The 20,810-nt window shown below is 74.7% G+C and carries 21 protein-coding genes; 15 read left to right on the top strand and 6 right to left on the bottom strand.

The annotated features are described in order from the left end of the window. The first annotated feature begins 209 nt into the window (after positions 1–209). Both ACZ4WZ_RS01085 and ACZ4WZ_RS01080 read left to right on the top strand, forming a co-directional pair. A complete protein-coding gene (locus ACZ4WZ_RS01085) occupies positions 210–893 on the top strand; it encodes an ABC transporter ATP-binding protein (RefSeq protein ID WP_467884195.1) in 684 nt (227 codons plus the stop codon). A gap of 208 nt (positions 894–1,101) precedes the next feature. Continuing rightward, a complete protein-coding gene (locus tag ACZ4WZ_RS01080; RefSeq protein ID WP_467883808.1) occupies positions 1,102–2,052 on the top strand; it encodes a hypothetical protein in 951 nt (316 codons plus the stop codon). Positions 2,053–2,232: 180 nt separating this feature from the next. Here ACZ4WZ_RS01080 and ACZ4WZ_RS01075 read toward each other — a convergent pair whose 3' ends face one another. Together ACZ4WZ_RS01075 and ACZ4WZ_RS01070 are read right to left on the bottom strand one after the other, a co-directional pair. After that, positions 2,233–3,252 carry a hypothetical protein gene (locus tag ACZ4WZ_RS01075; RefSeq protein WP_467883807.1) on the bottom strand — a complete coding sequence of 340 codons (1,020 nt, stop codon included), beginning with the start codon at positions 3,250–3,252 and terminating at the stop codon, positions 2,233–2,235. 157 nt (positions 3,253–3,409) lie between these two features. Further along, positions 3,410–4,330: a LysR family transcriptional regulator gene (locus ACZ4WZ_RS01070; RefSeq protein ID WP_467883806.1), complete on the bottom strand. Its 921-nt coding sequence runs from the start codon at positions 4,328–4,330 to the stop codon at positions 3,410–3,412. Positions 4,331–4,401: 71 nt separating this feature from the next. On the opposite strand from ACZ4WZ_RS01070, the gene ACZ4WZ_RS01065 reads away from it, so the two are divergent. Next, positions 4,402–5,346, top strand: coding sequence for an NAD-dependent epimerase/dehydratase family protein (locus ACZ4WZ_RS01065; protein WP_467883805.1), 945 nt, complete (start codon positions 4,402–4,404; stop codon positions 5,344–5,346). Here ACZ4WZ_RS01065 and ACZ4WZ_RS01060 read toward each other — a convergent pair. Continuing rightward, entirely contained in the window at positions 5,327–5,806 is a 480-nt protein-coding gene (locus tag ACZ4WZ_RS01060; protein ID WP_467883804.1) for a hypothetical protein, read from the bottom strand. The genes ACZ4WZ_RS01065 and ACZ4WZ_RS01060 overlap by 20 nt on opposite strands. Positions 5,807–5,927: 121 nt before the next feature. Between ACZ4WZ_RS01060 and ACZ4WZ_RS01055 the strand changes: the two genes are divergently transcribed. Together ACZ4WZ_RS01055 and ACZ4WZ_RS01050 are read left to right on the top strand one after the other, a co-directional pair. Further along, complete coding sequence (locus tag ACZ4WZ_RS01055) at positions 5,928–7,034, top strand: DUF2330 domain-containing protein (RefSeq protein ID WP_467883803.1); 1,107 nt, start codon at positions 5,928–5,930, stop codon at positions 7,032–7,034. A 13-nt stretch (positions 7,035–7,047) separates the two neighbouring features. Further along, on the top strand, positions 7,048–7,887 hold the full coding sequence (locus tag ACZ4WZ_RS01050; RefSeq protein ID WP_467883802.1) for an alpha/beta fold hydrolase: 840 nt from the start codon (positions 7,048–7,050) through the stop codon (positions 7,885–7,887). Here ACZ4WZ_RS01050 and ACZ4WZ_RS01045 read toward each other — a convergent pair. The 3 genes from ACZ4WZ_RS01045 to ACZ4WZ_RS01035 form a co-directional block, all read right to left on the bottom strand. Next, entirely contained in the window at positions 7,884–8,627 is a 744-nt protein-coding gene (locus ACZ4WZ_RS01045; protein WP_467883801.1) for a hypothetical protein, read from the bottom strand. The genes ACZ4WZ_RS01050 and ACZ4WZ_RS01045 overlap by 4 nt on opposite strands. 95 nt (positions 8,628–8,722) lie before the next feature. Beyond that, the gene (locus tag ACZ4WZ_RS01040) at positions 8,723–9,511 is read right to left on the bottom strand and encodes an ATP-grasp domain-containing protein (RefSeq protein WP_467883800.1); all 789 of its coding nucleotides are present in this window, start codon (positions 9,509–9,511) and stop codon (positions 8,723–8,725) included. Beyond that, positions 9,508–10,413 carry an ATP-grasp domain-containing protein gene (locus ACZ4WZ_RS01035; protein ID WP_467883799.1) on the bottom strand — a complete coding sequence of 302 codons (906 nt, stop codon included), beginning with the start codon at positions 10,411–10,413 and terminating at the stop codon, positions 9,508–9,510. The genes ACZ4WZ_RS01040 and ACZ4WZ_RS01035 overlap by 4 nt, the downstream gene beginning before the upstream one ends. A gap of 228 nt (positions 10,414–10,641) precedes the next feature. On the opposite strand from ACZ4WZ_RS01035, the gene ACZ4WZ_RS01030 reads away from it, so the two are divergent. The 10 genes from ACZ4WZ_RS01030 to ACZ4WZ_RS00985 all read left to right on the top strand — a co-directional run bounded on the left by ACZ4WZ_RS01030 (position 10,642) and on the right by ACZ4WZ_RS00985 (position 20,810). After that, positions 10,642–12,249 carry a sensor histidine kinase gene (locus ACZ4WZ_RS01030; protein ID WP_467883798.1) on the top strand — a complete coding sequence of 536 codons (1,608 nt, stop codon included), beginning with the start codon at positions 10,642–10,644 and terminating at the stop codon, positions 12,247–12,249. Beyond that, entirely contained in the window at positions 12,246–12,647 is a 402-nt protein-coding gene (locus ACZ4WZ_RS01025) for a roadblock/LC7 domain-containing protein (RefSeq protein ID WP_136214855.1), read from the top strand. Before ACZ4WZ_RS01030 ends, ACZ4WZ_RS01025 begins: the two co-directional genes overlap by 4 nt. Next, entirely contained in the window at positions 12,644–13,000 is a 357-nt protein-coding gene (locus ACZ4WZ_RS01020; protein ID WP_388936307.1) for a DUF742 domain-containing protein, read from the top strand. The genes ACZ4WZ_RS01025 and ACZ4WZ_RS01020 overlap by 4 nt, the downstream gene beginning before the upstream one ends. Continuing rightward, positions 12,981–13,628, top strand: a complete 648-nt coding sequence (locus ACZ4WZ_RS01015; RefSeq protein ID WP_467883797.1) for a GTP-binding protein — start codon at positions 12,981–12,983, stop codon at positions 13,626–13,628. Before ACZ4WZ_RS01020 ends, ACZ4WZ_RS01015 begins: the two co-directional genes overlap by 20 nt. Then, positions 13,625–14,854 (top strand): cytochrome P450, encoded by a 1,230-nt coding sequence (locus ACZ4WZ_RS01010; protein ID WP_467883796.1) that lies wholly within the window; start codon positions 13,625–13,627, stop codon positions 14,852–14,854. Before ACZ4WZ_RS01015 ends, ACZ4WZ_RS01010 begins: the two co-directional genes overlap by 4 nt. Beyond that, positions 14,851–16,089: a cytochrome P450 family protein gene (locus tag ACZ4WZ_RS01005; RefSeq protein ID WP_467883795.1), complete on the top strand. Its 1,239-nt coding sequence runs from the start codon at positions 14,851–14,853 to the stop codon at positions 16,087–16,089. Before ACZ4WZ_RS01010 ends, ACZ4WZ_RS01005 begins: the two co-directional genes overlap by 4 nt. 120 nt (positions 16,090–16,209) lie before the next feature. Further along, positions 16,210–16,941 carry a DUF7873 family protein gene (locus ACZ4WZ_RS01000; RefSeq protein WP_467883794.1) on the top strand — a complete coding sequence of 244 codons (732 nt, stop codon included), beginning with the start codon at positions 16,210–16,212 and terminating at the stop codon, positions 16,939–16,941. Positions 16,942–17,536: 595 nt separating this feature from the next. After that, complete coding sequence (locus ACZ4WZ_RS00995) at positions 17,537–18,292, top strand: (5-formylfuran-3-yl)methyl phosphate synthase (RefSeq protein ID WP_467883793.1); 756 nt, start codon at positions 17,537–17,539, stop codon at positions 18,290–18,292. An 8-nt stretch (positions 18,293–18,300) separates the two neighbouring features. Further along, positions 18,301–19,710 (top strand): aldehyde dehydrogenase family protein, encoded by a 1,410-nt coding sequence (locus ACZ4WZ_RS00990; protein WP_467883792.1) that lies wholly within the window; start codon positions 18,301–18,303, stop codon positions 19,708–19,710. Further along, positions 19,707–20,810: an NAD(P)-dependent alcohol dehydrogenase gene (locus ACZ4WZ_RS00985; RefSeq protein WP_467884194.1), complete on the top strand. Its 1,104-nt coding sequence runs from the start codon at positions 19,707–19,709 to the stop codon at positions 20,808–20,810. The genes ACZ4WZ_RS00990 and ACZ4WZ_RS00985 overlap by 4 nt, the downstream gene beginning before the upstream one ends.

Genomic DNA, 20,810 nt, shown 5'->3' with positions numbered 1-20,810 from the left:
CCGAACCGGACCAAGGGCACCGGATAGCGGACGATGCTGTCAGATTCGGTCCATGGGAGGAAGGGACTTGCGTGATTGATGTGACAGATGAGCAAATTCGGACGCGAAGGTAGCGACAGTGCCTGGCCGAGGGGGAGCCCACCATGACGCAGCGACCGCACCGACAGGACACCGGGGCCACCCCCGCCACCACGTCCACCGCGCCGCCCATGATGACGGTGCGCGACCTGCGCAAGAGCTTCGGCAGCGGGACGAACGCCGTACACGCCCTGCGCGGCGTCTCGTTCGAGGCACGGCGCGGCGAACTCACCGCGCTCAAGGGCCGGTCGGGCTCGGGCAAGACCACACTGCTCAACCTGGTGGGCGGCCTCGACACCCCGAGCGGGGGCACCGTCGAAATCGACGGCACCGACCTGTCCACCCTGGACGAGAGCGGCCTGCTGGCGCTGCGCCGCGACCGGATCGGCTTCGTGTTCCAGTCGTTCGGGCTGATCCCGGTCCTCACCGCCGCCGAGAACGTCGGCGTCCCGATGCGCATGCGCAAGGTCCCGGCACGGCGGCGCGAGGACCGCGTCCGCACCCTGCTGGCCCTGGTCGGCCTCGCCGAACACGCCGAACAGCGCCCCGGGGAGCTCTCCGGCGGTCAGCAGCAGCGCGTCGCGCTCGCCCGCGCCCTGGCCAACGAACCCGCCCTGATCATCGCCGACGAGCCCACCGGCCAGCTGGACTCCGAGACCGGCCGTTCCGTCATGCGGCTGCTGCGCGCGGTGGTCCGCAGCGAGGGCGTCACGGCCCTGGTCGCCACCCACGAACCCCAGCTGATGGAACTCGCCGACCACGTCGTCGAGTTGCGCGACGGCCGGGTCGTCGAGCCGGCCGGGCCGGACCGCTGACCGCAGACAGCGGCACCCCTGCCCCGGCCCCGCGGTCCAGCGGCAGCCGCACGGAGCGCGGTGCGGCGGCCGGCTCCCGGCGGCGACCCTCACGTGACCACCGGTCCAGGACGTTGAGCGGGGCCGGGGGCGGGAACCGGCGCATTCACCCGCGTGGCCGTGGGGCGCGCGCGCCCCGGGCGGGCGGCCATGACGGACAGTGGGGCGCGTGGATGCCGATGCGGAAATGGATCTGGACGAGATCGTCGACGCGCTGTACCGGCCGCACCCCGCCGGGTTCAGGGCGGCGCGGGACGCGGCCGCGGCACGCGTGAAGGAGGCCGGGGACCCGGCGGCGGCCAAGCGGATCGCGGCACTGCGGCGGCCGACGCTCGCGGCCTGGGCGTCCAACACGCTGGTACGCGTGAAACCCGACGAGACCGAGCAGTTCCTCCAGCTCGGGCAGACCCTGCGCGCGGCGCACCGTTCCCTGGACGGGGAGCGCCTGCGGGACCTTTCGCACCAGCAGCACGTGGTGATCGGGGCCCTGGCGCGGGAGGCCGCCCGGCTGGCCGAGGAGGCGGGGACCCCGGTTTCCGAGACCGTGGTGCGCGAGCTGGAGCAGATCCTGCGCGCCGTCCTCGCCGACCCCGTCGCGGCGGGGGAGTGGGCCTCGGGGCGGCTCGTACGGGCCCCCGCGCCGGTGTCGGACTTCCCGGCGGTCGACCCGGACGTCGTGCTGCCGTCCGCGGTGCCGGAAGCCGGGGCGCCGGAACCGGGGCCATCGGAGCCCGCCGCGCCGGACACCGCCGCCGGAGCCGCCTCCGACACGGCCGCCGGACCTGCCGCCGGAGCCGCCGCCGAGCCCGTCGACCGAGTCCGCGCGGCCCGGATCGACGCGGCCCGGGCCGCCGCCGAGGACGCGGCGTGGGCCGCCTCCGCCCGCGAGGAGGAGCTGCGGATGGCCGAGCAGGCCCGGCAGCACGCCGTGGCCCGCGCGGCGGAGGCCGACGCCGTGGTCGCGCGGCTGCTGGAGGAGACCGAGCAGGCGCGGGCCGCGCGCGACCTGGCGTACGAGGCGGTGTCCGAGGCGGAGGCCCGCCACCGCCAGGCCGAGCGGGCGGCCCGCGAGGCCCGTCACGCGGCGGCGTCCGCCCAACGCCGCCTGCGCCGGCTGTAGACCGACCCCTGCGGGCGCCGGCCGCGCCGGCGGCCCGGGCCGCACTACGGCACGGGGCCGCGGCGTCGCCGGGCCCTTCCGCCGCGACCGGGCCCGAGCGGGTCCCGGCCCGCGGAACCGGACCGGTCGCGGCCGGCACACCGGCCCCGGCGCAGTCCCCGCCCCCGGTCCGGGCGCGGGCTACGGGGCCGGTCTCGACGCGGAGTGCCCGGCGGCGGGGCGCTGCTGGGGCGGGACGGCGGCCCGGGCGGCGCCGCGGCCCGCCACCGGCATCAGCTGGCCGGTGGCCGCGAGGGCGAGACGGGAGAACAGGGTGCCCGAGAAGCCGAACAGGAGCGCGATCGCCAGGGAGATCGGCCGGGCGGGCGCCCCCCAGGAGTTGTCCAGGAACACCTGGCCCAGGAGGTTCAGCTCGGGGTCGGCCAGCATCCGGACCAGCAGCAGACCGCCGGGCGCGGCCAGCGCGCCGCCGACCGGTGCCAGCACGAGAACGCCCCAGGAGGCGGGCCGCTGTGCGCGCATCACTCCGATCAGCGGCGACAGGAACCCGCCCAGCCCCCCGAGCAGCAGCGACAGGCGGTGGTCGAGCACCAGGCCGACCAGCAGTACCGCGCCGAGGCCGGTCAGGGCCAGCCACAGGGCGATGCGCTGGAGCTCGTACTCCCGCTCGAAATCGCCGTCCTCCTGCCAGGACAGCTGCTCGGTGACGGCGATCAGCAGGGCCCGTTCGGCAGGGGGGTCGCCCGCCCGCGCGGCGAGTTCCGCCACGAGGGAGTCGTTCGCGGGGTCCTGGTCCGAGGTGAGGCGCAGCCGCAGGGCGCGGCCGCGTACGGTGATCTCCTCGGCATCCTCCAGGCGCAGCAGCTGGCTCTCGGCCTCGTGCAGCACCCGCCAGGCGGAAGCGAGTTTGGAGAGCGGGATGGCGACCACCCAGCGCCCGGGGAGCAGGCGCCAGGCCACCTGGCCGTTCCTCTCCAGCCGGTCCAGCCGGTCGGTGACCGCCTTGAGGGCGGCGGACGGGCCCGCCGGGCCGGCCGCGCACACGTCGACGCGGGCGCGGCAGTCGTGGATGCGGGCCTGGAGCAGCCGGTAGCGGGGAGCGGCGATCAGACCCCGGCTGGTGATGTACACCACCACCAGGTAGCAGCCGCAGACCAGCCACAGCGCCCAGCGCCCGTCCCGGAAAAGGTGCTCCACCACGCCAATCCCCCTTCGGCGCCCGCCCGTCGCCGACGACGGGCACAGGGGCATCTTCCTACGCGGGACCGGCCCCTGTCCGGGTTTCCGGACCGGCGCACGCACACGGCCCGCCCGGCTCCCGCATCACGGGCCCGACGGCCGCGCCGGCGGCCGGGGTTCACCGGGCCGTACCCTCCGCGGAGCCCGCCGCACGCCGCAGGGCCTCCGTCAGCGACGCGGCGTACGGCTGCGGGTGGGGGCGCCGCGGGACGGCGACGCCGATGTGGCGGGCGGGGCGGGGCGGGGCCAGGGGCACCACCGCCGAACCGTCGGGCGGGGTCAGGGAGATGTGCGGGATCAGGGTGACGCCGACGCCCGCGCCGACCAGGGTCTGCGCGAAGAAGTAGTCGGTGGTCGAGGCGGCGACCCGCAGCTCGAACCCGGCCCGGTCCGCGTACCGGCGCAGGAAGGCCTCCGTCTTGAGGCAGCCCAGTACCCAGCGGTCCTCGGCCAGCTCCGCCGGCTCGAGCCCGTCCCGCCCCGCCAGCCGGTGGCCGCGCGGCAGGACCGCGTACAGCGGGTCCTCCAGCAACGGCAGCCACTCCAGCCGCGCGGCGGACGGCACCGGTCCGGAGGACGGCAGCGGCCCGTCGAAGCCGTACGCCAGCGCGAGGTCCGCCGCCCCGCCGCGCACCATCGCCAGCGAGGCCTCCGGCTCGGCCTCCAGCACCGTCAGCTCCACCTCGGGATGGGCGGCCACGAACTCCGGCAGGGCGCGGGGCATCAGGTGCCGGCCGCCGCTGGTGAAGGTGGCGACCGTCAGCCGGGGCCGGCCGGCGGCGAGCCGGTCGATCCGGGCGCGGACCTGGTCCAGCTCGGCGGTGATCGTCTCGGCCGTCTCCACCAGCAGCCGCCCCGCCTCGGTGAGGGTGACGCCGCGCGTGCTGCGCACCGCCACCGGGTGGCCGAGGCCGCGCTCCAGCGAGGCGATGTGCTGGGAGACGGCCGAGGGCGTCAGCCGCAGGGCGGAGGCGGCGCGGTTGAAGCTGCCGTGTTCCGCGACGGCCCGCAGGACGCGCAGCCGGTGCACATCGATCAACAGTTTTCCTTGGGGTCGGTTCAGTGGGTGACCGGTTCTGCCGGGGACCCTACAGCGGCAGAGTCGGGGGCATGGAAAAGGTTCTGGTCATCGGCGGCAGCCGCTACTTCGGCAGACATCTGGTCACACGGCTCCGCGACGCCGGCAGCGCGGTCACCGTACTCAACCGGGGATCCTGCGCCCCTCCGCCCGGCACCGCCCACCTGCTCGCGGACCGCGACGACGAGCAGGCCCTGCGCTCGGCGCTCGGGGCGCGCGCCTTCGACGTGGTCGTCGACCAGGTCTGCTACACCCCGCACCAGGCGGCCGTCGCCCGCCGCGTCTTCGGCGGCGGACGGGCCGGGCGCTACGTGATGACCTCGACGATGGAGGTGTACGACCCCGCGACCTTCCGCACCCCGCCCCCGGCCGGGGCCGCCGCCCGCCCGGTGGCGGAGGACGCGTTCGACCCGCTGGACCTCCCGCCCGGTCTCCCCGGCTACGCCGAGGGGAAGCGGCGGGCCGAGGCGGTGTTCCTGCGGGACGCGGCCTTCCCGTACGTCAGCGTCCGCTCCGCGCACGTACTGGGCGGGGGCCGGGCCGACTTCACGGGACGGCTGGCGCACTACGCCGGGCGGATCGCCGACGGACTGCCGGTCGCCGTCCACGGGGACGCGTACGAGACCTCCTTCGTCCACCACCGGGAGATCGCGGAGTTCCTGGCCTGGGCGGCCGCCGGGACCTTCACCGGGCCGGTCAACGCGGCCTCCCACGGCCCGCTCGACGTCACGGCCCTCACCGGCCTGGTGGCCGCCCGGATCGGACGGCCGGCCCGCCACCGGGTCGTCGGCGCGGGGGAGGAGGCCTCCCCCTTCTCCTTCGACCGGGCCTACGCCCTCGACAATATTCGTGCCACCCGTCTCGGCTTCACCTTCCGCCACACCCGTGACTGGCTGCCCGAGGCCGTCGACGAGGCGGTCCGCGAGACCACCGGCCTGCCCGGCCCCGTCGGCGGCCTCAGGCGCACAGCGCGATGAGGTCCGCGATGCCGTCGGCGTAGGCCGCCGACACCGAACCGGGCCGCCCCGCCCGGCCGCCGCGCAGCAGCGGCAGGCCGGCCCGGACGTGCGCGGCGCACTGGCCGTAGAGCCCCGCCTCGTACGGGGTCCCGTCGTCCTCGGAGTTCAGCAGCGCCAGCAGCGTCCACAGCAGGGCCTCGCGGGTCGCCAGCCGGGGCGGGCCGGCCGACCAGACGGCCATCAGCACCGCGCAGGCGGCCGGGGCCGGGGGACACAGCCGCGACCGGGCGAAGACGTGCCCCTCCAGCGCGTGGTAGGCCGCCGGGTGCCCCTCGGCCGCGTCCCACAGGGTGCCCGCGAGATGCCCCGCCGAGCGGCCGCAGCCGCAGACGAAGGACTCCCAGTCGTACCGCGCGATGGTCTCCCGTACGCCGTCGGGCACCAGCGGGCTGCCGAGCGGCTGTTCCTTCCCTCTCATGGGGCCCAAGTATGTAAGCGGGCCCCGGCCCGGTCGAGGAGGCTGACCGCGGGCCGGACGGGCCGGCCGCGCCGGGGGGCGGAACCGGCCGGCGGCCGGCCACGTCTGAGAGCCCGTGTGGATGAAGAGAAGGATCCTGACGCTGCTGTTCGCCCTGCTCGCGGCCCAGATCGGATCGCTGGTCAGCCCCGCCCACGCGTGCGGCTGCGGGGCGATGGTGCCCGACGGGGCCTCCCGGATCGGGGTCGACCGGGAGAGTTCCGTCGTGCGCTGGGACGGCCGGACGGAAGAGATCGTGATGCGCTTCACCGTCGGCGGCGACGCCCGCCGCGCGGCCTGGATCATGCCGGTCCCCGGCCGGGCCACCGTGGAGCTCGGCGACCCGGCCCTCTTCCGCCAGCTGACGGAGCTCACCAGGCCCGAGCGCAGGACCCGCACGTACTTCTGGCCGCGCGAGCGGGACTGGCCCTTCTCCTCCGGCCGCGGGGACGGCGCGGGGGCCGCCCTGCCCGGAGCCGGCAGCCCGGTCGGCGTGGTCGGCCGCGAGCGGCTCGGCGACTTCGACGTGGCCCGGCTGACCGCGACCGACCCCGGGGCCCTGCGCAGCTGGCTGGAGGAGAACGGCTTCGAGCTGCCCGAGCGGCTCGCCGGCGAACTGAAGCCGTACGTCGACCAGAAGTGGGAGTACGTAGCCGTCCGCCTCGCCCCCCGCGAGCCCGGCCGGACCCTGCGCGGCGAACTCGAACCGCTGCGCATCCGCTTCGACAGCACCCGCCTGGTGTACCCGATGCGGCTGTCCCGGCTGGCCCGCACCCCGCAGTTCCTCGGCCTCTACGTCCTCGCCGACCACCGGATGGAGCCCGGCTCGGCGATAGGCGGCGCCGACCCCGAGGTGACCTTCGCCGGGACCGTCGCGCCGAAGGGCGCCCTGGGCGAGCTGACGGGCGGCAAGCCGGTGTTCCTGACCGCGATCGACCAGCGGTTCCCCGACCCCTCCCGCATCGACGGGGACCACGAACTGCGCGCCACCGCCGAGGACACCCCCTACCGGCGGGCCGTCTACCGCGACGAACTCCTCACGGCGGGCGGGGTCCCCGTCTGGCTGCTGACGGTGGGCGGCGTGCTGGTGGCGGCGACGACCGCAGCCGTGTTCCTGGCCGTGCGCGGGCGCCGGCCGCCCCGCCCGGCCGGCCCCGGGAAACCGCTTGACCTGCCCGGACGCGGCTGACACCGTCCCGACGGTGATCACCTTTCCCGCGTACGACGGAACCCGCCTCGCCGGCCACACCAGCGGCGGGGGCACCCCGCTGATCTGCCTCCCCGGCGGCCCCATGCAGGACTCCGCCTACCTCTCCGGCCTCGACGGGCTCCTCCCGCACCGCCGCCTCGTCCGGCTCGACCTGCGCGGCACCGGCGGCTCGGAGGCCTGCGAGGACCCCGCCGGCTACCGCTGCGACCGGCTCGTCGACGATGTGGAGGCCCTGCGCGAACACCTCGGCCTGGAGACGGTGGACCTGCTGGCGCACTCCGCCGGCGCCAACCTGGCCGCCCTCTACGCCGCCCGCCACCCCGGACGCGTCGGCCGGCTCCTGCTGGTCACGCCCAGCGTCTTCGCCGTCGGCATCCCCGTCGCCGGGGACGACCGGCTGGAGGCCGCCCGGCTGCGCGCCGCGGAGCCCTGGTTCGCCCCGGCCTACGCGGCGCTGGAGGAACTCGTCGCGGGCCGGGCCACGGCCGGCACCATGGAGGCCGTCGCCCCGTTCTGGTACGGGCGCTGGGACGGGGCGGCCCGCGCCCACCGGGCCGCCGAGGCCGGGCAGAAGAACCAGGAGGCCGCCGCCGCGTACGGAGCCGAGGGCGCCTTCGACCCGGACATCACCCGCGAGGCACTCGCCGGGATGGCCGCACCGGTACTGCTGCTCGCCGGCGAGGCCGACCTGGCGGCCCCGCCGCGCGCGATGGCCGCGTACGCCGGACTGTTCCCGGACGCCCGGCTCACCGTCCAGCCCGGAGCCGGTCACTTCCCGTGGCTCGACGACCCGGTCGCCTTCGCCGGCGCCGTGGCGGAGTTCCTCGCTTAAGGGCCGTCTGCAGGGCCCGGGGCCCAGGTGGCGGTGAGCCCGTCGAGCCAGGAGGGCGGCAGCTCGGCGGCGTCCCATTCCTCCCGCAACGCCGTGGGCGCCGCGGCGAGCCGCTCCAGCACGGCGAGGCTGGTGGGGGAGTGCAGCAGGGAGTAGCGGCCGTGGAGCGCGATGGTGCTGTCGGGCCCGTACCGGGCGTACAGCCCTTCCAGGCGGGCGCGGTGGTCGTCGGCGAACCGCGTGAGGCGGCCCGCGTACGCGGCCCGCTGACGGGGGCTCATGGTCGCGAGAACGGCGGTGAGCACCTGCTCGGAGACTTCCGGATCGAGGTCGGAGGCGGTGCTGAAGGACAGGTAGAGGGGTGTCACCGCCACCTTCGCCCGTTCCACCTCCATCCTCCGGACGGGCGTACGGGTGTCCCGCGAGGCTTCCGACTCGCCGGCGCCGACGGCCCGGGCCAGGGCTCGTTCGGCGATGTCGCCGAGGGCGTCGGTCAGGGCGCGGGCGCCGTCGAGCCAGCCCGATGCGTAGGGTTCGCCCTTTTCCCGGGGGACGGTCCCGGCGGTCGCGCCGATCTCCCGGTGGGCGGCGGCGAGTACACCGGCCTCGACGAGCCCGATCAGCTCGTCGGCGGCGTCGGAGGGAACCCCCGCCCGGCCCAGGAGCTGGACGAGTGTCGTCCTCGCGTTGTGGAGACTGGCCGGGTCCAGCTGTTGCGGGTCTTCGTCGGCGGGGTTCATGGAATCCTCGTCGTCATGGGTCGCGCCGCAGGCGAGTCTACGCACATCGCCCGCCGGGTCCGCCACCCGGACGCGTCCCGGCCCGCCCGCGCGGGCTACCGGGCCCGGCGCAGAGCCAGGGCGGCGAGGGCTTCGGGGGCGCCGGCCTGGCCGCGGACGCCGGGGAAGGCGTTGACGTCGACGATGAGGGGTTCGCCGTCGTCCGTGGTGATGACGTCCACGCCGTAGACGTCCAGCGCGAAGACCGCACCGACCCGCAGGGCCAGTTCGTCCATTCCGCCGGGCAGCCGGCCGGGGGACCGGCCCGGCTCCTCGCGTCCGGTGGCCAGTTCGGAACGCCGCAGGCCGGTGAAGACCCGGTCGCCTATCACCCACAGCTTGTGGTCCCAGCCGCTGTTGGGGGCGAACGGCTGCACCACGACCGGCTCCCGTTCCCAGCCCGCGGCGGCCAGCTCGCGCAGCCCGGCCGGGCCGTCGACGCGGGCGACGAGGTCGTGCTTGCGGCTGTGCCGGCTCTTGACCACCACGGGCCAGGCGGGCTGCTCGGAGGCCCCCGGCTCCGCGAGCGAGCCGAAGGTGCGGGTGGCGGCGAAGGGGAGTCCGGCCCGTCGGGCCACCTCGGCCATGCCGGTGCGGTCCTGGCAGCGCCCGGTGGCCGCCGCCGAGTTCAGTACGGGCGCCCCGCGCCGCTCCAGTTCCCGCGCCAGGGCCAGGGCCGAGGGGGTCCGTGCCTTCAGCAGGTACACGTCGGCCCGTGCCCCGGCCGCGGCGGCCGCCCCGGCCTCCGGGTCCAGCACCCGCACCTCGTGCTCCGGCGCGAGCAGGGCGGCGGTGGCCGCCAGCAGCGGGTGCCCGGGGTCCGGGGTGATCAGACCGACCCTCACGCGCCGTCACCCGCCGCCGCCCGCGCGGGAACGGCCACCGGCCGGGCGTACGGCCGCACGGGCGGGCGGGGCAGGGCTGCCGGGCGGGCGCCGCCCGAGCGGGCCAGGTCCAGCACGGCGCGCGCGACCCGCGCGGCCGCGTCCGGCACCTGGCGGAAACTCGGGAAGTCGTTCACGTCGACCACGACCGGCCCGTCGGGACCCAGCAGCACGTCGACCCCGTACAGGTCCAGCCCGTACACCTCACCCACCCGCGCGGCGATCCCCGCCACCTCGGCCGGCAGCCGCACCCGGCGCTCGCGGACGGGGGAGTCCGGGTGCAGCGGGGAGCGGCGCTCGGTGGCGTAGGACTCCCCGCCGACGCAGTACACCTTGAGGTCGGTGCCGGAGTTCGGGACGTAGGGCTGCGCGATGAGCATCCCCTCGCCCGCGAGGTCGGGCAGCAGACCGGCGAGCCGGTCCGGCGAGGGCAGCAGGTGCACGCCCCGGCCGGAACTGCCGTCGGCGGGCTTGACCACCAGCGGGTACGCGGAGTCCGGCAGGCCTCCCAGGAGTTCCGGCCGGGCGAGGGCGTAGGTGGGAGGCATCGGCAGGCCCCGGGCGCTGCCGAGCGCGGCGGCCAGGGCCTTGTCCCGTACCCCGCGGATCGAGCGGGCGTCGTTGACGGTGGTGGTTCCGGCGGCGGCAGCGGCTTCCAGCAGGGTGAGCCCCGGCCCGCCGGACACCGTCTTGAGCACCCAGGCGTCGTGCGCGCCGGCCCGGACCAGGCCGTCCATGCGCAGCAGGGAGCCGCCCGGCCGGACGACGTCCACCTGGTGGCCCCAGGCGGTCAGTTGCCGGACGACCTCGTTGGGCATGCCGTCGTGGCGGTAGTGCTCCTCCACCAGAAAGCAGAGCCTCATGGACCTTCCCCGTTTTTCCGGACGTCCGCCGATTCCGTCCGGCGAGTGGTGACGTCACAGGATGCCACGGCATAGCCCCGAAACCGCTCCAGAAGGATCCTAATTGGGCACTACTCAACGTAATGTTTGTCAAGACCTTTCCTAAACGATCACCAATCCTCTTATAGTTGTGGCTCGTTGCCACAGGAACCCTCTCTTCCATTTACGCCCGGTTTGAGGCTTTGATTGATGACGGCGTCGCCCACCCCCCTCCGCCCCTCCGCGCTCGCCCTGCTGGTCACAGCAGCGGCCGCGGGCGCTCTGTCCACGGCGGCGGTGGCCGCGGCCCCGTCGGCCGTCCGAGTCCCGCTCGCCTGGTTCTCCTTCTCCGGCTCGCTGCTGCTCGCCGTCGCCGCCTGCGCCGTCACCTGGTGGGCGCGCACCGCCCGGCAGCTGCGCGGCCGGCTCTCCCACCTCGCCGGCGAACTCTCCGCCCGTGACGCCCACATCGCCCGGCTGACGGCCGACGGGGCCCGCGACGCGGCGGCCCGCACCGCCGAACGCACCCGGCTCACGACGGCCCACGCCGCCGAGGTGGAACACCTGACGGCGGCCCACGCCGCCGAACAGCACCACCTCACCACCGCCCACGCCGCCGAACTGGACCGGATCAACGCCGCCCACGCCCTCGAACTGGACCGGATCACCGCCGCCCAGCTCGCCACCCGGGAGCGGCTCGGCGACGAACTGCGCCGCGCCCAGTCGGGCCGGGCCGCGGCCATGGCCGCCGCCGCCAACGCGGCCGGCCGGATGCAGGCGCTCGCCACCGGAATGCTGGCCGACCTGCGGGACATGGAGCACAGGCACGCCGACGAGGCGGTCCTCGGCGACCTGCTCCACCTCGACCACCGCACCGCCCAGGCCGGCCGCCTCGCCGACTCCATCGCCGTCCTCACCGGAGCCCGCTCCGGCCGCCGCTGGGCCAGGCCCATCGTCATGGAGTCCATCCTGCGCGGCGCCATGGGCCGCATCGGCGGCTACCAGCGGATCCGGCTGCACTCCACCAGCGAGGCCGCCGTCGCCGGGCACGCCGCCGAGGGCGTCATGCACGCCCTCGCCGAACTCCTCGACAACGCCGCCAACTTCTCGCCGCCCACCGCCGAGGTCCACGTCTACGTGGAGGAGGTGCCGGCCGGGATCATCATCACCGTCGAGGACAGCGGACTCGTCATGAGCGAGGTCCAGCTGCGCCGCGCCGAGCAGGCCGTGTCCGCCGGCTCCCCGGACCTCGCCGGACTCTCCGGCACCCGCCTCGGCCTCGCCGTCGTCGGCCGCCTCGCCCGCAAGCACGGGCTGACCGTCTCCTTCCGCCCCTCCGCGCGCGGCGGCACCGGAGCGCTGATGATGATCCCCGAGGAACTGATCAGCCACGCGCCGGCCGAACCCCTGCCCGCCCCGGCCCTCCTCGCGGCCCCCGAGCCCGCCGCCGTGGCGGCGCCCGTACCGGCCCGGCGCACCGAGCCGGAGCCCGCCGGCCCCGCACCGGCCCCGCGGACCGGGGCGGAACCCGCCCGCGACACCCCCGTAGACTCCGCCGAATCCGAAACCACCGGCCGCAACCCGGTGCTCGGCGAGAGCGGACTGCCCCAGCGGCGGCGCGGCCGGACCCTGGCCGCCGCCCACCCCGAGGGGGCCGACGCCGCGGGTGCGGCGGCCCGCACCCAGGCCGCCCCCGGCGGCGCGTCCCGGTCCGCCGCCCGCTTCGGCAGTTTCCGCCAAGCCGTACGCGGCACCGCGGCCCCGGCGCAGCAGCAGCCCACGAACCCCCCGCACCCGGAAGGCAACGACACCCCATGACCGGCTCCACCACCGACGAGACGCTCAGCTGGCTCCTGGAAGGACTCCTGGAGCGCACCCCCGGCGCCCGGCACGCCCTCGTGCTCTCCCGCGACGGCCTCAAGCTGTGCCGCACCCCCGAGCTGTCCGTCGACCAGGCCGACCAGCTCGCCGCGATCGCCGCCGGCATCCAGAGCCTGTCCCACGGGGCGTCCATCGAGTTCGGCGACGGCACCGGAGGGGTCCGCTCCGCCATGGCCGAGTTCTACGGCGGGATCCTCTTCATCGTCGAGGCCGGCGAGGGCGCGCACCTCGCGCTCGTCGCCGCCGAGGACGCCGACGCCGGCCTCGTCGGGCACAACATGTCCGAGCTGGTGGAGCAGCTGAGCGAGCATCTGATCGCCAGGCCCCGGGGATGAGCCGCGTCAGGCCGGGCCGGGACGACTCCCCGGACCGGCTGTACACCCTCACCGGCGGCCGCAGCAGCTCCGGCAGCGACGCCTTCGACCTGGTGACCCTGATCGTCGCCGAGTGCGACCCGGTCCCCGGCATCCAGTCCGAGCACGCGGCGATCCTGCGGATGTGCCGCTTCCCGACGGCCGTGGTGGAGGTGGCGGCCGAACTGGGCCTGCCCGTCTCGATCGTACGGATCCTCCTCGCCGACCTCCTCGCGGCCGGGCGGATCAGCGCGCGGCACCCGCGCCTCACGACGTACCGCCTTCCCGACCCCGACATCCTGGAGCAGGTGCTCGTTGGACTCCGCAACATCTGACCGGGCCGAACCCCGGCAGGCCCTCAGCAGCACCGCCGACAACGGCCTCAAGATCGTGATCGTGGGCGGCTTCGGCGTGGGCAAGACCACCATGGTCCGCTCGGTCAGCGAGATCCGCCCGCTGAACACCGAGGAGACGATGACCAAGGCGGGCGAGGCCGTCGACGACACCGACGGCGTGGGCGCCAAGACCGCCACCACCGTCGCCTTCGACTTCGGCCGCATCACCCTCGACGCCCACAACGTGCTCTACCTCTTCGGCGCCCCCGGCCAGGAGCGGTTCTGGTTCCTGTGGGACCGGCTCTTCTCCGGCACCCTCGGCGCGGTCGTCCTCGTGGACACCCGCCGCCTCGCGGACTCCTGGTACGCCATCGACCGCCTCGAACACCACGGCACGCCCTTCGTCGTCGCCTGCAACGACTTCGGCGGACCCGCCCACACCACCGAGCAGATCCGCACCGCGCTCGACCTCCCGCCCGAGGTGCCCCTGCTGTTCTGCGACGCCCGCTCCCGCGCATCCAGCAAGCAGGTGCTGATCTCCCTCGTCGAGCACCTCCAGCACCGCCACAGCCACCGGCCCGACCAGCCGGCCGTCGTCCCGCACACCCTCCCGGAGCCCACCCCGTGACCACCCCCGAGCCACAGCCCGTCTACCTGGGCGGCCCCCGCTTCCAGAGCGACCCCGCCGAGCTGTACCGGGAGATGCGCCGCGACCACGGCCCCGTCGCCCCGGTCGTCCTCGACGGCGACGTCCCGGCCTGGCTGGTCCTCGGCTACCGCGAACTGCACCAGGTCACCAGCGACCCGCAGCTCTTCTCCCGCGACTCCGACCTGTGGAACCAGTGGGACCGCATCCCGGCCGACTGGCCGCTGCTCCCGATGATCGGACGCAAGCAGCCGTCCATCCTCTACACCGTCGGCGAACGCCACCGCGAGCGCGCCGCCGTCATCTCCGACGCGCTGGAGTCCGTCGACCCCTTCGAACTCAGGGGCCACGCCGAACGCTTCGCCGACGAGCTCATCGACGGGCTGTGCGGCAAGGGGCGGTGCGACATCGTCGGCGAGTACGCCATGCTCCTGCCCCTGCGCGTCCTCGCCCGCATCTACGGGTTCTCCGACGAGCAGGGCCCGGGCCTCGTCACCGCCATGAACGACATGATCAACGGACGGGAGGGCGCCCTGGAGGGCCAGCGCCACCTCGGCGAGTCCATGTACGCGCTGCTCGCGGCGAAGGCCGCCGCCCCCGGCCCCGACGTGGCCTCCCGGATGCTGGCCAACACCGCCGGGTTCACCGTCGACGAGATCGCCCAGGACCTGATGGTGATGATGGCCGCCGGCCACCAGCCCACCGCCGACTGGATCGGCAACTCGCTGCGCCTGATGCTCACCGACGACCGCTTCGCCGCCTCCCTGGCGGGCGGCCGGCACAGCGTCGGCGAAGCCATGAACGAAGTGCTCTGGGAGGACACCCCGACCCAGAACGTCGCCGGCCGCTGGACCACCCGCGACACCCACCTCGGCGGCCGCCGCATCGGCAGCGGCGACCTGGTCCTGCTCGGCCTGGCCGCAGCCAACGCGGACCCCCACGTACGCACCGACGCGGGCGCCCTCACCGGCGGCAACAACGCCTTCTTCTCCTTCGGCCACGGGGAGCACCGCTGCCCCTTCCCGGCGCAGGAGGTCGCCGAGGCCATCGCCCGCACCGGCATCGAGGTCCTCCTCGACCGGCTCCCGGACGTCGACCTCGCCGAGCCCGCCGCCGAACTCACCCGGCGCCCCTCGCCCTGGCTGCGCGGCCTCACCGCCCTCCCCGTGACCTACACCCCGACCCCCGCGCTTGGAGCCACACCGTGACCTGCCCGATCGACCACACCGGCCCCGCCCCCCTCACCCTCGACCCCTTCGTCGCCGACCTCGACGCCGAGAGCGCCGCGCTGCGCGCCGCCGGCCCGCTGGCCCGCGTGGTCCTCCCCGGCGGGGTCGCCGTGTACGCCGTCACGCACCACGCCGAGGCGCGCAAGCTCCTCACCGACCCCCGGGTCGTGAAGGACATCAACGTGTGGGGGGCCTGGCAGCGCGGGGAGATCCCCCTCGACTGGCCGCTGATAGGCCTGGCCAACCCCGGCCGCTCCATGCTGACCGTCGACGGCGACGAGCACCGCCGGCTGCGCACCCTCGTGGCCCAGGCACTGACCGCCCGCCGGGTGGAGAAGCTGCGCGCCGGCATCGAGGCCCTCACGGCCAGGTCGCTCGACCGGCTGGCGGCCCTCGCGGACGACGGGACCGTCGACCTGAAGGCGCACTTCGCCTACCCGCTGCCGATGAACGTCATCAGCGAGCTGATGGGCGTCGACGCCGCCGACCACCCGCGTCTGAAGGCGCTCTTCGAGAAGTTCTTCTCCACGCAGACCCTCCCCGAGGAGGTCCCCCAGATGATGGCGGACCTCGGGGCGCTGTTCTCCCGGATCGTGGAGTCCAAGCGGGCGCACCCCGGCGACGACCTCACCAGCGCGCTGATCGCCGCCTCCGAGGACGGCGACCACCTCAGCACCGAGGAGATCACCAACACCCTCCAGCTGATGGTCGCCGCCGGGCACGAGACCACCATCAGTCTGATCGTCAACGCCGTCGTCGCCCTGGAGACCCACCCCGAGCAGCGGGCCCTCGTCCTCAAGGGAGAGGTCCCGTGGGAGAACGTCATCGAGGAGACCCTGCGCTGGTCCACCCCCACCTCGCACGTCCTCATCCGGTTCGCCACCGAGGACATCGAGGTCGGCGACCGCGTCCTGCCGAAGGGCGAGGGGCTGATCGTCTCCTTCGGCGCGCTCGGCCGCGACGAGGCCCAGCACGGCGAGAACGCGGGCGAGTTCGACGTCACCCGCACCCCCAACCGGCACATCGCCTTCGGCCACGGCCCCCACGTCTGCCCCGGCGCTGCCCTGTCCCGCCTGGAGGCCCTGGTGGCCCTCCCGGCGCTCTACGCCCGCTTCCCGGACCTCACGCTGGCCGTCGCCCGCGAGGAACTGCGCAACAAGCCGGTCCTCACCCAGAACGACCTGTACGACCTCCCCGTGCGGCTGCGCGGCTGAGCACACGGGCCGGAACAGGGGGGGCGGAACACGGGCCGGGCACGCTCCGGAACCCCGCGCCGGAACACCGCGCCGGAAAAGAAATGGTAGTCACACCGGGGCCGTTGCTAGGTTGATCACGTGCCGAAGCTGAATCAGATCATCGCAGTCGAAAAGGGCGTCAAGTCCAAGTCCCTCCAGGAGCTCACCCAGGCTCACCACGACGTGCAGAAGCCCGCCCTGCTGGCCGGCATCTCGCGTACGTACCAGCCCAAGGACGAGGAGGGCGAACAGCTGCCGCCCGAGTCCACCCGGGTCCAGGTCAAGGCGGAGGACGTGCTGCGGGCGACGGCCGGCACCCTGACCCGCCTGTTCGACGTGACGGCGACCAAGGACTGGGCGAACCGCACCGCGGCCGCCGACGTCGTCGTCGACGGCAACGTGCTGCTCCCCCAGGTCCCGGTGCCCTACCTGCTCTTCCTCGAGAAGCAGCTGACCGACCTGCACACCTTCGTGCGCAAGCTGCCCGTCCTGGACGCCTCGGAGTCCTGGAACCTGGACCCCTCCACGGACTCCTGGAAGACGGAACCGGTGCGCACGATCCGCACCAAGAAGGTGCCGCGCAACCACGTCAAGGCCGAGGCCACGGAGAAGCACCCAGCGCAGGTGGAGGTGTACTACGAGGACGTCGCGGTCGGCTACTGGACGACCGTGAAGTTCTCCGGCGCCCTCCCGGCCCGCCGGGTCAACGAACTCCTCGACCGGGTGGAACGGCTCCAGCAGGCCGTGAAGTTCGCCCGCGAGGAGGCCAACGGCGCCGAGGTCACCGACCAGCGGGTCGGGGACGCCGTATTCGGCTACCTCTTCGGGTAGCCCCATGAACGCCCCCTGTGTGACAGGGGGTGCGCGAGAGCGCAAGCTGAAACTGACGTTGAAGCTGAAACAGGGGTGTCACTGGGGGTTCGAATCCCTCCCCCGGCACACGTGCCGGGGTGGCCCAAGCCGGTAGAGGCGGCCCCTTGAATCTCAGATTATCGCTCCAGTCTCAGCATTCGCCGCCGAACACCGGATCGACCGAGCGGGGACGATCACCGACGGATGGGGGTTCAAGTCCCTCCTGCGCCTCTTCGCGGCGCGGTAGTTCAAAGGTAGAACACGTCGGCCTCAGAATGATCCCCGCTCTTAAACGGCGCCGGTGTGCGCAATTGGGTGGCACCGAGGGGCCCGGGAACTGGACATGTTCCCGGGCCCCGTCACGCTTCCCCGCCCCCGCCGGTCCCCCGCAGCCTTGTCCTGTTTGCCCCGCCGTGTACGGCGCGCCGGACACGGACACGAGCGCCAATGGACACCCCGTGCGCCCTCCCGGACCCCATGGGTCACGGAAATGATGAGCACATCGCACATGAACCAGGTGATCCGCGGTCCCCTGTCCCCCGGCCGGGCGGACCGGCGGCGAAAGGAGTTCACGGTGTTGCTTCTCATCTCCCCGGACGGTGTCGAGGAGGCTCTGGACTGTGCGAAGGCGGCGGAGCACCTCGACATCGTCGACGTCAAGAAGCCTGACGAGGGCTCCCTCGGCGCGAACTTCCCCTGGGTCATCCGGGAGATCCGCGACGCGGTACCGGCGGACAAGCCGGTGTCCGCGACCGTGGGGGACGTCCCGTACAAGCCCGGCACGGTGGCGCAGGCCGCACTCGGCGCGGTCGTCTCCGGCGCCACGTACATCAAGGTCGGCCTCTACGGATGCACCACGCCAGACCAGGGGATCGACGTCATGCGCGCGGTCGTCCGGGCGGTGAAGGACCACCGCCCCGAAGCGCTGGTCGTCGCCTCCGGCTATGCCGACGCCCACCGGATCGGCTGCGTCAATCCGCTCGCCCTGCCCGACATCGCCGCCCGCTCCGGCGCCGACGCCGCCATGCTCGACACCGCGATCAAGGACGGGACGCGGCTGTTCGACCACGTGCCGCCGGACGTGTGCGCCGAGTTCGTCCGGCTGGCCCACGCCGCCGGCCTGCTCGCCGCCCTCGCGGGCAGTGTCACACAGGCCGACCTCGGACCGCTCACCCGTATCGGCACGGACATCGTCGGGGTGCGCGGAGCGGTCTGCGAGGGCGGCGACCGCAACACCGGACGGATCCGGCCGCACCTGGTGGCCGCCTTCCGGGCGGAGATGGACCGGCAGGCCCGGGAGCACGCGGCCGGCACCACCGCCGTGAGCTGACCACCGGCATGCCGACCTCCGAGCCCGATCGCGCCCCCCGGGACCGCACCCCGCGCCTCGCCGTCGTCGACCCGTCCACGGGGGAGGCCTTCGACGAGGCGCCCGACCAGCAGCCGGACGCACTGGACGCCGTCGTCGACCGGTCCCGCCGGGCCTGGCACGGCTGGCGCGCCGATGCCGCCGCCCGCACCACCGCGCTGCGCGCGGCGGCCGGCGCCGTCGAGGCGGCCGCCGACGACCTCGCCCGGCTGCTCACCCGGGAACAGGGCAAGCCCCTGGCCGAGTCGTACGCGGAGATCGCCCGTACGGCGGCCCGGCTGCGCTACTTCGCCGACCTGGCCCCCAGGACCCGGCGGATCACCGACGGCCGGCCCGTCCACAGCGAGATCCGCTGGCGCCCCCTCGGACCCGTCGCCGCGATCGTGCCGTGGAACTTCCCCCTCCAGCTGGCGGCGGCGAAGTTCGCGCCCGCCCTCGCGGCGGGCAACACCGTGGTCCTCAAACCGTCTCCCTTCACCCCGCTCGCCACTCGGCTGCTCGGCTCCGTCCTCGCCACCGTCCTGCCCGAGGACGTGCTGACCGTCGTCACCGGCCGCGAACCGCTCGGCGCCCGCCTCGCCTCCCACCCCGGCATCCGCCACGTCACCTTCACCGGCTCGGTGCCCACCGGGCGGGCCGTCGCCGAAGCGGCGGCGGCCTCGCTCGCCCGGGTCACCCTCGAACTGGGCGGCAACGACGCCGCCGTCCTGCTGGACGACGTCGAGGTGGACCGGATCGCGGACCGGCTGTTCTGGGCAGCCTTCCGCAACTGCGGGCAGGTCTGCATGGCGGTCAAACGCGTGTACGCCCCTGCCCGGATCCACGCCCAGGTCGTCGAAGCCCTCGCCGAGCGCGCCATGGCCGTCACCGTGGGGCCCGGCCTGGACCCGGACACCCGGATGGGACCGGTCAACAACGCCCGCCAGCTGGCCCGGGTCGAGCAGATCACGCAGCGGGCCCTGGCCGACGGCGCCCGGGCGGCGGCGGGGGGCCACCGGCCGGCGGGGCCGGGCTACTTCTTCGCCCCCACGATCCTCACCGACGTTCCCCCCGACAGCCCGGTGGTGACCGAGGAGCAGTTCGGACCGGTCCTGCCGGTGCTGTCCTACCGGAACCTCGACGAAGCCGTCGACGCCGCCAACGGCACCGGCTTCGGACTGGGCGGCTCCGTGTGGGGCACCGACCCCGACCGGGCCGAGGCGGTGGCCGACCGGCTCGAATGCGGCACGGCCTGGATCAACCACCACGCCGAACTGTCCCTCGCCCAGCCCTTCACGGGCGTCAAGGACAGCGGCGTCGGCGTGGCGGGCGGACCGTGGGGGCTGTACGGCAACCTGCGGCCGTTCGTTGTCCACCGCCCGCGGGAGGCGTCATGGTGAGGTTCCGGGCGGCCGTACTGCGCTCGTACGAGGATCCGTTCACGGTCGAGGAGGTCGCCCTGCCGACGGAACCCGCCGTCGGCGAGGTCCTGGTCGAGATCGCCGGCTGCGGGATGTGCCGGACCGATCTCGCGGTCCGGCGATCGGCCGGCCGCAGCCCGCTGCCGGCGGTGCTCGGCCACGAAGGGGCCGGGGTCGTGGTGCGGACGGGCGGCGGCCCGGACACCGCGATCGGCGTCGGCGACCACGTCGTGCTGAGCTTCGACTCCTGCGGGCACTGCCGGAACTGCCGCGGCGCGGCCCCCGCCTACTGCGACTCCTTCGCCTCCCTCAACCTCTTCGGGGGACGCGAGGAGGCCGCTCCCCGGCTCACCGACGCGGCCGGGGGAGCGCTGTCCCCCCGGTGGTTCGGCCAGTCCTCCTTCGCCGAGTACGCGCTCGTCCCGGCCCGCAACGCCGTCCGGGTCGACCCCGCGCTCCCCGTCGAACTGCTCGGGCCGCTCGGCTGCGGCTTCCTCACCGGCGCCGGAGCCGTGCTGAACACCTTCGCCGCCGGCCCGGGCGACACCCTCGTCGTTCTCGGCGCGGGAGCCGTGGGCCTCGCCGCCGTGATGGCGGCCACCGCCGCCGGCGCGCTGACCGTGGCCGTCGACCGGCACCCCCGACGGCTGGCCCTGGCCGAACGGTTCGGCGCGATCCCCCTGCCCGCGGGAACGCCCGGACGGGCCGAGCGGATCCGGCGGCTCACCGGCGGCGGCGCCCAGTACGCGCTCGACACCACGGCCTCCGCCCCGCTCATCAACGACGCGCTGCGGGCACTGCGTCCCACCGGCAGCCTCGGCCTGGTGGCACGGCTCCACACCGCGCTGCCGCTCGAACCGGGCACGCTCGACCGGGGCCGCAGCATCCGCCACATCTGCGAAGGGGACGCCGTCCCCGGACTGCTGATCCCGCTGCTGACCCGGCTCTGGCAGGCCGGACGCTTCCCCTTCGACCAGCTCATCCGCACCTACCCGCTGGCCGACATCAACGAGGCCGAACGCGACTGCGACGCCGGCCGCGTGGTCAAACCGGTCCTGCTCCCCACCGCGGGACGCTGA

The organism is Streptomyces sp. NPDC029122 (assembly GCF_055569445.1).
This window is presented reverse-complemented; position numbering and strand designations above follow the sequence as displayed.

Bases quoted from the DNA above. Each gene is read 5' to 3' on its own strand.
- ACZ4WZ_RS01045 (WP_467883801.1), bottom strand. From the start codon at position 8,627: ATGAACCCCGCCGACGAAGACCCGCAACAGCTGGACCCGGCCAGTCTC.
- ACZ4WZ_RS01065 (WP_467883805.1), top strand. From the start codon at position 4,402: ATGGAAAAGGTTCTGGTCATCGGCGGCAGCCGCTACTTCGGCAGACAT.
- ACZ4WZ_RS01020 (WP_388936307.1), top strand. From the start codon at position 12,644: ATGAGCCGCGTCAGGCCGGGCCGGGACGACTCCCCGGACCGGCTGTAC.
- ACZ4WZ_RS01035 (WP_467883799.1), bottom strand. From the start codon at position 10,413: ATGAGGCTCTGCTTTCTGGTGGAGGAGCACTACCGCCACGACGGCATG.
- ACZ4WZ_RS01025 (WP_136214855.1), top strand. From the start codon at position 12,246: ATGACCGGCTCCACCACCGACGAGACGCTCAGCTGGCTCCTGGAAGGA.
- ACZ4WZ_RS01030 (WP_467883798.1), top strand. From the start codon at position 10,642: ATGACGGCGTCGCCCACCCCCCTCCGCCCCTCCGCGCTCGCCCTGCTG.
- ACZ4WZ_RS01085 (WP_467884195.1), top strand. From the start codon at position 210: ATGATGACGGTGCGCGACCTGCGCAAGAGCTTCGGCAGCGGGACGAAC.
- ACZ4WZ_RS01055 (WP_467883803.1), top strand. From the start codon at position 5,928: ATGAAGAGAAGGATCCTGACGCTGCTGTTCGCCCTGCTCGCGGCCCAG.
- ACZ4WZ_RS01060 (WP_467883804.1), bottom strand. From the start codon at position 5,806: ATGAGAGGGAAGGAACAGCCGCTCGGCAGCCCGCTGGTGCCCGACGGC.
- ACZ4WZ_RS00990 (WP_467883792.1), top strand. From the start codon at position 18,301: ATGCCGACCTCCGAGCCCGATCGCGCCCCCCGGGACCGCACCCCGCGC.